A 327-nucleotide genomic window follows, 5' to 3' on the forward strand; every position below is an offset into this window, starting at 1 on the left:
GCTCGATGGCCTTGGCCTTGGCCTCCTTGCGGGAGGCGCCCCGGTGCACCCGGAACATCTCGCCGAGCTGGTAGCCCACGCTCAGCACGGGGTTGAGCGAGGAGAGCGCGTCCTGGAAGATCATCGCCAGCTGCGAGCCCCGGATCCTCCGGTGCTCGTCCTGGCTCAGCCGCAGCAGGTCGCGACCCTTGAAGAGGATCTCACCGCCGGTCACGAAGCCCGGCGGGGTGTCCAGGATGCCCATCACCGCCTGCGCGGTGACCGACTTGCCCGAGCCGGACTCCCCCAGCACCGCCAGCGTCTCCCCCGCCCGCACGCTGTAACTGA

1 protein-coding gene is annotated in these 327 nt (G+C 70.0%); it reads right to left on the reverse strand.

Annotation, left to right across the window (positions count from 1 at the left end; genetic code table 11):
* Positions 1 to 327: ATP-binding cassette domain-containing protein (locus UK12_RS34490; protein WP_045307172.1), on the reverse strand; the 327-nt coding region annotated here is incomplete at both ends.

This window comes from Saccharothrix sp. ST-888 (assembly GCF_000955975.1).
Lineage (GTDB): Bacteria > Actinomycetota > Actinomycetes > Streptomycetales > Streptomycetaceae > Kitasatospora.